Origin of the sequence: Seongchinamella unica (assembly GCF_004354085.1) — a bacterium.
GTDB lineage: Bacteria > Pseudomonadota > Gammaproteobacteria > Pseudomonadales > Halieaceae > Halioglobus > Halioglobus unicus.
On sequence record NZ_SMSE01000001.1, the window covers coordinates 414,853 to 426,075 of the forward strand.

Genomic DNA, 11,223 nt, shown 5'->3' on the forward strand with positions numbered 1-11,223 from the left:
GCGTTCAGGATATGCGGGCCGCCGGCGCATCTCGCTGCAGTCGCGTCTCCAGTTGCTTGATCTGCTCGAGGAAGTGCCAGGGCGCCAGCAGCGGCTCCAACTCCTCGGCGGAAACCGGCTTGCTGAACATATAGCCCTGAATCACATGGGCCCCTTCGTCGGTCATAAAGGCATATTGCTGGTCGGTTTCGACCCCCTCCGCCACCAGTTTGAGCCCCAGCCCCTTTGCCATGGCGACGATTGCCCGCACCAGGCTGGCGTCTTCGGGGCTGCTGGTCGCCCCGATCACAAAGCTGCGGTCAATTTTCAATTCATCCAGCGGGAAACGACTGAGGTAACTCAAGGAGGAATACCCGGTGCCGAAATCGTCGATTGACAGGCTCACGCCCAGGTCGCGAAGCTCTGCGAGCGCCTTGATCGAAGCCGACGTATCGCCCATGACCACGCCCTCGGTCAGCTCCAGTTCCAGCACACTGGGGTCAACCCCGATTTCATCCAGCATGGCTTTCACCCGCCGGGTAAAACTGGGGGTGAATTGCAGGGCCGATACATTGACCGCGACCTTGGGCAGATGGATTCCCCGGTCTTCAAAGGCCTTTACCTGGCGACAGGCCTCCCGAATCACCCAATCACCCATCTCGCCTATCAGCCCCATCTCCTCGGCCAGGGGGATAAAGCGGAAGGGCGGGATCAGGCCCTGCTCGGGATGCTGCCAACGCAACAGGGCCTCGGCGCCCACCACCTTGCCACTGTGGGTATCCACCTGTGGCTGGTAGAACAGCACCAGCTCATTGTTGTCCATGGCCTTGCGCAGGTCGTTTTCCAGGGTCAGCCTGTCCAGTCCCTCGTCCTCCATGCTGACGTCATAGAAAAGATGCGAGCTCTTTCCCGTGGACTTGGCCCGGTACATCGCGGTATCGGCACAGCGCAGCAGTCCCTCCACATCGGTGGCGTGATCCGGTGCCAGGGCAATGCCGATGCTCGGGGTAACGACCAGCTCGTGACCGTTGATCAGCATGGGCTCGGTGAGCGCCGTGATCAGGCGCTGGGCCACCAGAGCCGCTGATTCCGATGTCTCTATCTGGTTCAGCACCACGGTGAACTCGTCGCCTCCGAGCCGTGATACATCGATTTTCGCCGAGGGGTCCACATAGTGGGCGACCACATCGCTATCGCGAACACAGCGGCTTAATCGCTGGCCAACTTCACGCAGCAGCAGGTCGCCGGCGCTGTGGCCCAGGGAATCATTAATTCGCTTGAAGTTGTCCAGGTCCAGAAACAGCAAAGCCAGCATCTGGCTGTTGCGCTGGGAAAGTTTCAGCAACAGGGACAGCTGCTCGGTAAACAGGCGCCGATTTGGCAGTGAAGTCAGCGAGTCATAATAGGCCATCTGCCGCAAGCGGTTCTTGGTGCGCGTCACCTGCTCCACCGCCTTGTTGAGTTCCGCGTTGCGCCGGCTCAGCTGGGAGGTCCGCTCCTCCACTTTCATACTCAGCAGCTGGTGGTCCACGTCCATTTCGCGCTTGTACTTGCTGATCCCGGTAACTACCCCGTTGAGAATATTGGCGATCTCCTCCACCTCTCCCCCGCCGCTGACTTTCAACGGTTCCTGCATCTGCCCGGAGGCGATACCGTCGGCAAGCCTGGCGAGCCGGGAAATCGGCGCGGTGATCCGGCGGGTCAGGGAAAGGCTGAATGCCAGACATAACAGGGCAAAAGCGAGACAGGCGATCACCACCAGCAGGATGCCCGGAAGCACCTCCCGCAGCAGGGCACGCTGATTTACCGCCAACTGCAGATAGCCCATAACGTGGCGAACCTTCGCTTCCCGGGGCTGGGCTGCCGCGGCCAGAAACTCCCGTTGACTGACCCGGCTAGCCAGCGGATTGACGGGAGAGGTAATTGGCAGCGTTAGCTGGAAATTGCGATCGGCACCCAGCAGGGCGCCCAACAGGCCACCGCTAACCTCTCGGCCGCGGCCATCCAGGCTGACAAGGCCGTTGTCCGCCTCGGACAGCCCCTGGCGCAGGAACTCCAGTTTCGGCGCACCGGCGGCGGCCCCCGACGGTAGCTGCAGCATTGCGCTCCCGCCAACGCTGCGCACGATAGCGGAAGCGACCGACGGCGGCTCAATCAGTCGGGCAAGCGTGCTGGCCAGTGCCTGCTGGTTGTCAAAATACAGGTAGAAAGCCAGGTCCGGGCGGTGGGTAGCCTCCTCCCGGAGCTGCGTCAGCAGACGGTCCCGTTCCAGCCGGTACTCCCGGACACTGGCAAAACCACTGACCAACAGGCTCATGCTGAGCAGTATGGCGATTACCAGTGCATTTATTCTTCCGGCGATGGTCACGTTGGCGTCGCTTCACTCCGGTCAAAAAAGTCGATGAATCCGCACAGTATGTGATATCGGGGAGAAAAGCCCAAGCCTGTTTATCTCTACTTTTTGCCGATTTTCCGTAGAGTGCATTCAGGCCTGTGTGCTTGAATTCTGCATTAGCCAGGATCGGGGAAAACCGGCAGATGTCAGAATTCCAGATGACTCACGTAGCGCTGGTGGGAGCGCGGATCGATGCGTTTGCGGCGCTGGGATTTCGCAGCCGGAGTGATCTCACCATGCGCCGTGCGCTGCCAGCCGGGATAGCGGTCGAATTCCAGCACATGGATGAGGGTGAACTGAAAGCCCTGCTGACCCGCCAACTGCCCATCTGGGTGCATAATTGCATCACCGACCCGCAGTTTCCGGCCAGGAACAGGCTGCTTATGCACCTGCGACGCTTCGAAGGCGAATTGCGGGATAACCGCGACAATGAAGTGATAGCAATGGTGCTCAACGCCGGTTTTCGCAACCGGCAACTGGACCCGATGGCGCTCCCCCAAAGCATGCCCCTGCGACAGCGCTGCAGTATGTTGATGCACGTCGAACCCTGGCGGGAGGCCTACCGCGAACTGGAAACCGCGGTGGTCAATATCCTGGCGTCAGAGGCGGAGCAACTGGACACCTGGCTGGCGACGGCGGAGCCCCGGATCGAGCACGCCGCCGTATAAGCCTGCTGCGCGAATCAGACGTCTGCGGGACGACGATCAGCTGAGGAGGAGCCGGTTACCATGCGCACGGTCCGCTGACAGGTTTCCAGCCAGGGCTGCACTGTCTCTGTTTTCAGGGCACGCACATATCCCCCTTCACTCTTGCAGGAGATGCTGGTTTTGTTCGGTGTCCAATCGCCCTCTTTGGGACGCGGCTTGCGGGTACTGTAGTACCAAAGACCGCGGCGGTCCTGCATGATGTAGTTGGCGTCTTCCGGCAAGTAAACTTTTTTGCCGTCAATAACCGCAAACACTTCCAGTTCACTGTCGGGCTGCTGTTCCAGTACCGCTGTAGGTGTAATCGTCAACATGGCTGACTCCCTGAATCTTGTTATCCAATCCCTCGAAAGTGAGCGTCCCCTGGCACAAGGCCCGCTTGCCCACCGCACGCGGACTCCTGTCTACGTGTTGCATCAGTTATAAGGGGTGTCGGGAGTTGCGGCAACGTGAATTTGGCCAGATTTTTAGAGAATTACGTGAAAATGGTATTTATTGGCCAATTTTTTCAATCATTGGGTGGAATTTGGCGTATTTTCCGGAATCGACTGCCAAATTTTCAGCCTAGCTGCGAATCAACCTGATGTGTGGCGGGGAATCCGCGTCTGGCTTGAGCTGCTCCAGCTTGCTCGGAACGCCTCTGGAGAGCAGGTCCGGTGCCTGTTCGACGGAACTCATGAGCATATGCAGGGATAATGCGGCGCGTGCATCCTTGCTTGCAATCATGGGGTCGAAACCCGGCAGCTCGTCCTCGGGGATAAATCCCAGCATCACGGCATTGGTCAGGTAATCCCGGATAATCTGCCGGTTAACCTGGTCCTGAAGGTAAATCTGGTAGCCCTCATCACCGAACACGCGCAGCAGCACATCCCGGTCGCTAGCGGCCAGGCCGGCTGAGGTGAATGGCGGATTCTCGCCAAAGGCCGTTTCAATCCGCTCTACCACTGTGTCCAGTCTCAAGGCATCTTCTCCGTTATCTCGCCATCTGGGCGTTAGCTGCCGTATCCGGGCGCGAGGCCATGCCCTGCAGGGCTGGCAGGTTCGGCACCTGGTATACCTTCCCGTCCAGCTCAAAAGCTGCAAGGGCATATTCATCAACTGCTGCGGGAAGATCCCGGCAGTCGGCGGAGTCAATCCTGCGCACTGCCAGACCGGGACCACGCAAGGCGACCCCCCAGTAATCGGAGCCGCCTCCCTGCAGGCCCAGAATCACCGCAATCAGGCCACTACTGTTGCCGGCGTCCCGCCAGGGCAACTCGCCATCCGCACCAAAATCCATGACCGGTATCTCCACGCCGCGCCAGCTCACTTGTTCCGGCACCTGGTCCTCGTGGGCTGGCAGCGTCACTATTTCCCCCAGGCACTTCTGCGGCACCGCCCATTGGCGGTCAGGGCCGCAGGGCAGGAGTACGCACATTCGCTCCGCTTGCTCGCTCATGCCACCTCCTAGCCGAGTTCCAGCCGCTGGCCGGTCAGTTCATTGATCTGGCCGATCAGCATACGGAAGTTAAAAGGCTTGCCCATATAGCCATTACAGCCAGCTTCTTCGGCGAGCGTCCGGTGTTTCACTCCGGTCCGCGAGGTAATCATAATCACCGGGATGTGGCTGTAACGGGCAGAATTACGGATTTCCCGCAGGGTCTGGATACCATCCTTCACGGGCATTTCCACGTCCAGCAAAATGACATCGGGCAATTGCTCGGTGGTGTTGAGCCAGTCAATGGCCACCGCCCCGTTCTCCGCGGTGGCAGTTTCTATACCCACGGTCTCAAGCTGACTGGTAGCCACCATACGCTGGGTCCGGGAGTCATCGACCACCAGCGCGACAAATTTATCTTCCTCGGGCTGGTCCTCGGGGACGGCGATACCCTGGCCGTCGCCGTAGCAACTGACCAGTACGTTGAGATCCAGTGCGACAACTGCTTCGCCATCCGCCGTGGTCGCGGCACCGGCGACGCCCGGTACAGACGCGAACTGGGCCCCCAGGGAGCGAATCACCAGTTCCAGCGCTTCCTCCACGTCATCGATGGCGATGGCCATGTAACGCGACTCTGAACCCGCCACGATAACCGGCAGAGTGCTCCGCCAGCTCGAGCGATCAGGAAGACTGCCACTGTTGCACAGGGTGCCCAGGTAGGCAGGCTCACATTCCATGCCTTGCAGCCGCATGGTTTCACCCCGCTCTACGGCGGCAAAGAAATCATCGACCGGCACCTCGTCAACACACACCAATCCACCCAGGGGGATGGCATAAGAGTTCTCCCCGGAGGTGACCAGCAGGGCCCCGTTGACGGTGACGTTGGTCGGTATGCGCACATGAAAAGACGTGCCCTTACCTACTTCCGACTCGATACGCACATCGCCGCCCATCTCCTGCAATTCGCTGCGGACGATATCCATGCCCACCCCGCGGCCGGAAATCTGGCTAAGCTGGGCGGCGGTCGAAAATCCCTTATGGAAAATCAGGTTGAGGGCTTCTTCGTCGCTAAGGGCATCGGCATCGACATCAAGCCCCTTGCGTACCGCAGACTCGCGCATTGCTTCAGGATCAATACCGCGACCATCGTCGGACAGCACAATGATCGAATCGGAACCCGACATGCGTACATCCAGTGTGACCTGTCCTACCGACGGTTTGCCGCTGGCTTTGCGCTCCTCCGTGGATTCGATGCCGTGGTCCAGCGCGTTACGCACCATGTGCTCGAGAATCGTCTGGCAGCGAGCATAGTCATCCCTGTCCAGGGTGCCGACCTCGTTGGCGACCCGGAAAGCAACATCCTTGCCGAGGTCGTTGCTGACCGTGCGCACCAGGCGCCGCAATCCCGGCATCAGGCGGGACACCGGCACCACCCTGGCAGCGCGGATCGAGGAGCCGATGGAACTGATTACGGTCGCCTGTTGCTTCAGTAACGCTTCCGCCTGAGCGTTGTGGCGGCTCGCCAGCTCGATCAGGTCGGCCAGATCCTCGACGCCCTCGCGGAGAATATTGGCAGCTTCCTGCAGTTCGCTGTACTGGTCCATCTCCAGGGCATCCAGCTCGGCCGAATGATTGCTGCTCCTGGCATTGACGTTGAACAGGGCTCGATCGGCAATATCCGCGATATGCGCCCGGACTGACGACAGGCGTCCCTGCAGTTCCGCTGAGGCCCGTTTGTTGCGATTGGTGCTCTGGGCAGTTCGTACCCCCAACTGCTGGGCCTGATTGGTCAGGTTGAGTAACAGGTCCAGTTTTTCGGACGTAATGCGCACTGACTGCTGGGCCGCCAGCGCCCGGGCGCCCTCGTCTGCCAGCTTCTTGTCTTCCTGCTTGCGTTTGCGATCCCGATCGGCCTGATCCGAGGCTGCGGTGGCGGGAATAACCTGTTCTGTTGATTGCTCCGAGTTCTCCGTGACGCTGTGGTCCGTCGTGGCGTCGACGACTGGCTCTGCAACATCCGCGGGACTCGCACCGCGGTGCGGAAACTCGCTGAGGATATCCCGGCGCTGTTCCTGGACAAATTCCATTCCGCGCACCGCCGCGTCCAGCCAGGCATTGACTATCCGGAAGTAATCCCCCGCACCCTCGGCAACAGGACGGGGCAGTGCCTCGAGTAATGTTTCGAAATTGTGCACGAGGGTCCCGTAGTAGTGCAGGCCGACCCCCTTGGCAATACCTTTGACGGTATGCAGTATGCGCGCTACCTGCGCGTAACTGGCCTCGGAGCCGATATCCGCTTCCCAGGCGCTGATGGCGTCCTCGAGTTTTTCCAGCTCGCTGGAACCCTCTTCGATGAAGGCATCGAGGAACTCGGCAAAAATCTCACCACCGCCAGGGCTGCTGTGGCTGAAATTAATGCCCTCCGGTATGCACCAGGACAGATCTTCATCGACAACAGCTACTGCAACCGGTGCATCCGGGGTCTCGGTAACGCGCGCCTCATCACTGGCAGACGCCCCATCTGCCCCGGTAAACTCCTCCACTTCGACACCGCAGATCTCTCCGCTGTTCTCGCTGTCCATGCCGAGTTCGCTGAACAACTGGTCGATGTCCTCGCCAGAGGCCGCCTCGATGGTTTCGTTGACCGGTTCGAGCTCCGATTCGAAGATGCTCTCCTCGAACACCTCCAGAGTGTCATTCTCAATCGAGGCAGGCGCAACCGGCGCTTCCTCGCTCGCAAAACCGACAAAGCCTTCTACCTCCGGTGCCGGCGCATCGAATTCCAGGTCACGGTCGCCGCCATCCAGGTCATCGAATATGGCATCGATTTCCGCGCTATCGGGCGACCAGTCGGGTGACGACGTGCCACCGGCGAAAGCCTCATCGAGGAGATCGTCACCGAGCACACTGCTTTCCACTACCGTCAGCCCAGGCTCCTCTGTCATCGGCGCCGACGCGGGTTCCTCCTGGAACAGGCGATTGCAATTGGCTCCATTGGCGACATCCACCAGGCGCAATAACACCGCATCCACCTGCCGTTGTTCCAGTCCTGCCAGCGCCTCCGGCACCTCGGCACAGACCCTGGAGACAGGTTCGTACCCCTGCTTCACCGCCAGTGAGGCGGTTTGCTCATCGGTGGCCACCGACACATCGGCTATCACCGAGTCGGCTGGGCGTCCCATCGCCGACATTCGGGCCGCGAGCGCAGCATTAACCTCATCCATGAAGTCCGCCAGGCGTGGCGTGATGACCGACATTAAATTTTCGCCAAAGCCTTCCATTGAAGCGAAATCTTCGTGCAGGTCCAGGTCGCTTTCCACATCGGCATCGGCAGTGAACTGGTCGATGCTGGTCTCAAGGCTGAGTCCGTCAAAATCTTCTTCGCCAACCGCGAGTGTATTGCCCGCTATCAGGAAGTCGTCGAACGCCTCGTCGTCTTGCGGCAACTGCACGCTGTTGACGTATTCGTTGACATCTGCAGGTGGTGTATCGATTTCCGCATTGTCATTCTCCGCCCAGCTTGCATCAGCATCCACCGACGCGGCCTCAACACAGATTTCGCCAGGTATATCGACCTCATGCAATGGAGTGTCAGCCTGCGCGGGAATCTCTTCGCCATATTCTGCTGACTCTGCTTCCAGGTACACTTCTTCCAGGGGTTGTACTGCTGCGGGTTCTATTGCTATCGGTTCTACTTCTGCGGGACCTGCTGCTAGGGGTTCTGCGATCGCGGGCCCTGGTTGAACCTGCTGTGGTGCAACTTTCTTGACCCGCTTGACGACCAGGTAGGAGTCACCGATATCGTCATCGTCTTCCAGCCCGAGTATATCGCTGCCGTCAACGACATTAGTGGCAAGGCCCTCAGCCTCCTCATTGGACACACGGGAAAACTCTATGGCCATCAGGCCTTCGAAAGCGTCCTCTTCGGCTTCCTGGAGCTGGGTAGTTTCCCCTCCGCCATTGTAAATATCGTTGCCGCCGGCCTCGGAAAGAACAATCTCCTCACCAATATAGGTATCGAGATCATCCGCTCCTGCCCGGCCGCGAACCATCGGTCGCGCCGCTACCTCAGCTTCATAGGCACTGAGCGAAAAATCCGCCGACAGCTTGCCCTCGACCACGAACAGGCTTTCCTCCGGCTCGTCACGATCCAGTTCCATCAACCACTCGAGCGTACTTTCCTTGAAGCTCTCGATGGTATCCAGCATCGGCTCGGTCGACCTTGCTGAATTGTCTTTGTCAGATTGCACGTTAGTTCTCCATTGTGATTTTTTGCGAGGCTTATTGCCCCAGCGTTTCGGAGACTGGTGCGTCAGGAGCACCACCGTGTACATTGTCTTCGACCTGCGACAGACCTTGAGCGAGGTCTTCCACCCCACCCTCGGCCATGCGGAAGGCGCGGTCGGTCAATTCGCGGACATGGGCGGGATCCCAGGCGTTATCCTCTTTGTATGACATCACCAGACCGGGAAGCCCGACAACCACATCATTGAGCAGCGTGCGCAACGACGCGGATGGCGGCATATCCCCGTCCAGAACCCGGTCCAGCAGATCCTGTACCGACCATCCCAATTCGCCGAGAATATTGGCGCCAACTGCCCTGCCGTTACCCTTGAAGGTATGGAAATGACGACGGATATCACGCAGGATTTCCATATTCTGCTGATCATCCATCCACAGCGGGGTGAGACGGATGATTTCCTGAACAATTTCCTCTGATTCTTCGATGAACACTTCACGAAACTCGGCCGGCACCTCGCCGTCCTCGACATAATTGCGCGGCTCGGTCCAGCTGGTGGTCGCCACCTCGGCACCGGCGGAAAGCTCACTCGCATACGCCTCCAGCTCCGTGGCACGCTGTTCCGCTATCGCCAGCATATGGGAAGTATCGTCCAGCGGATCCACAATCGAACGCTGCAGATGCAACTCCAACTGGGCAAAGGCTTCGGCGAAACAGCGGAATGCATCGTCCTCACGCACCGCACCGCCTTTACTGGCAGCGCCCAGCCACTGGTGGCAGCGATCGATAATAGCTGCCTCGCGCTCCATGCCGGCGAAGCCCAGCGCGCCGGAGATTTCGGCAAGCAGTTCCAGTGACATGTCGATCGCCTTGCGATCGGGAATAGTTTCCTGTTGGTTGAGAAACTCCCTGGCGAGATCAAACAGCAGATCAAGGTCCGGATCACCGGCATCCGCATCCCGTACCGCCTGGCGTAACTCCTCGTGCCCCTGGTCAGATTTGTTCAGGTGACGGTTGAGGGCCACTGTCAGGCGCAGGGTGCTCTGGGCATCGTTGGGCTTGCGCGCCAGGGCGCTGGCAAGCTCCTTGCGGCGCAGAATCTGGTGCATGTAGTTTTCAACCAGGCCCATGTGATTAAAGGTGGCGGTCACCACACTTTCACGCAGCTCAAACTCCCGGCTGGAGAAGGAGCTGCAAAGGCCGTGTTCCAGCTTATGCTCGATATCCAGCTTCACATCAACAATGCCGCGGATAATCTCATTGATCACCTGGTTCAACTGGGCGGGGGAACTGTTGTAAGCACCACTGAACAGGCTTTCCAGTCGCCGCTGAACCGTGCGCAGCGATTCTGCGTGGGTCATCTGCCCGGCGGCCTCGAGACGGAATTGGGTGGCCTCGATTCCATCGAGCGCACCGGGGTCCAGTTCCACATTACCCGCAGTTGCGATGGCAGTGAGATCCTTGGAGCTGAGGTAGTCGACGACACCGTTGAGTTGGTCAAGGGCGGAACTGAGTGCCGTGACCAGTGCGTCCATGTGGATCAGGCCACGATTCGCCTCCTCCAGGGTATTATCGTCGATGGAGAACTCTTCCCGAATACGGCCGATATGAACCGGCCGCGCCTTGCAGCTGGCGATATAAAACAACATCTGCTGCTGCAGGTTGTCATAGTCCACCGAGGTGTCGACTGCGGCGCCGTTTTCCCGGGCATACTTGATCATGAAGGCGCCGGATTTGAAGATCTGGGCAATACACTCGTCGGGAACGATAAGACCACCGGCCATTCCCTCACAGATACCCACCATGGTGAACCAGAAGCGCTCCGGCTCACTGCCGCTGAACATGGTTTGCATACGCCTGGAAATACGCGCTACCGTCTTCATACTCTCACCGACGTTCTTTCGGCGCAGCGCCATCTTGGCCATTTCCAGGTATAGAGCCAGCATGACATTGGCCCGTTCCCGCACCTCCTCGTGGTCGGCAGGAATACCGCCCTCGGTGATACCGCGGCCTTCCGGAATATCCATGTGGAAGAAAAATGCCTTGGGACGGGGCCGCTCACCGATCCAGCGGCGCAGGTCATTGACGTGCTGCTCCAGTCCCTGGCCGGTATCGGCCCTCGCATTCTGGGCGTGTCCCAGGTAGGCGGGCAGCACCTTGAGAGCCTGCATCAGGCCTCCCATGGTCAGCTTGCGGCGCTCGCCGACCACTTTGTCCTTGTACAGATAGTTGAGGCTGCGTTCCATCTCCAGGGTCAGCATTTCACCCTTGCGCATACCCAGGGCCCGAAGGGTCGAGGTGATCTGGTGTACGGCCCACATACACTGCAGCAGCGGTCGCTTCTGGCTGGTGTCATTACTGTATTCCACCAGGGAAGCCTCGGCGTTCTCGGCCTGCTTGTTCATCAGGCCGACAACCCACTTGAGGGCTACGATGTCAGTTTTACTGGCCACTACTAAACCTCCGGTTCTTGTATCTGCGGGGGCGG

At 59.3% G+C, this 11,223-nt stretch carries 7 protein-coding genes; 1 reads left to right on the top strand and 6 read right to left on the bottom strand.

The window, feature by feature from the left end; all coding sequences use genetic code 11:
* Positions 1-4: 4 nt before the first annotated feature.
* Complete coding sequence (locus E2F43_RS01915) at positions 5-2,347, bottom strand: putative bifunctional diguanylate cyclase/phosphodiesterase (RefSeq protein ID WP_133209183.1); 2,343 nt, start codon at positions 2,345-2,347, stop codon at positions 5-7.
* Between the two features lie 170 nt (positions 2,348-2,517).
* Between E2F43_RS01915 and E2F43_RS01920 the strand changes: the two genes are divergently transcribed.
* Positions 2,518-3,042: a hypothetical protein gene (locus E2F43_RS01920; RefSeq protein WP_133209184.1), complete on the top strand. Its 525-nt coding sequence runs from the start codon at positions 2,518-2,520 to the stop codon at positions 3,040-3,042.
* Between the two features lie 14 nt (positions 3,043-3,056).
* On the opposite strand, the gene E2F43_RS01925 is transcribed toward E2F43_RS01920, so the two are convergent.
* The 5 genes from E2F43_RS01925 to E2F43_RS01945 form a co-directional block, all read right to left on the bottom strand.
* The gene (locus tag E2F43_RS01925) at positions 3,057-3,392 is read right to left on the bottom strand and encodes a hypothetical protein (RefSeq protein ID WP_133209185.1); all 336 of its coding nucleotides are present in this window, start codon (positions 3,390-3,392) and stop codon (positions 3,057-3,059) included.
* 250 nt (positions 3,393-3,642) lie between these two features.
* Complete coding sequence (locus E2F43_RS01930) at positions 3,643-4,038, bottom strand: hypothetical protein (RefSeq protein WP_133209186.1); 396 nt, start codon at positions 4,036-4,038, stop codon at positions 3,643-3,645.
* A 13-nt stretch (positions 4,039-4,051) separates the two neighbouring features.
* Entirely contained in the window at positions 4,052-4,516 is a 465-nt protein-coding gene (locus E2F43_RS01935) for a CheW domain-containing protein (protein ID WP_133209187.1), read from the bottom strand.
* Positions 4,517-4,524: 8 nt separating this feature from the next.
* On the bottom strand, positions 4,525-8,745 hold the full coding sequence (locus tag E2F43_RS01940; protein WP_165954149.1) for a hybrid sensor histidine kinase/response regulator: 4,221 nt from the start codon (positions 8,743-8,745) through the stop codon (positions 4,525-4,527).
* Between the two features lie 31 nt (positions 8,746-8,776).
* Complete coding sequence (locus tag E2F43_RS01945; RefSeq protein ID WP_133209189.1) at positions 8,777-11,188, bottom strand: FimL-related protein; 2,412 nt, start codon at positions 11,186-11,188, stop codon at positions 8,777-8,779.
* Positions 11,189-11,223 lie beyond the last annotated feature (35 nt).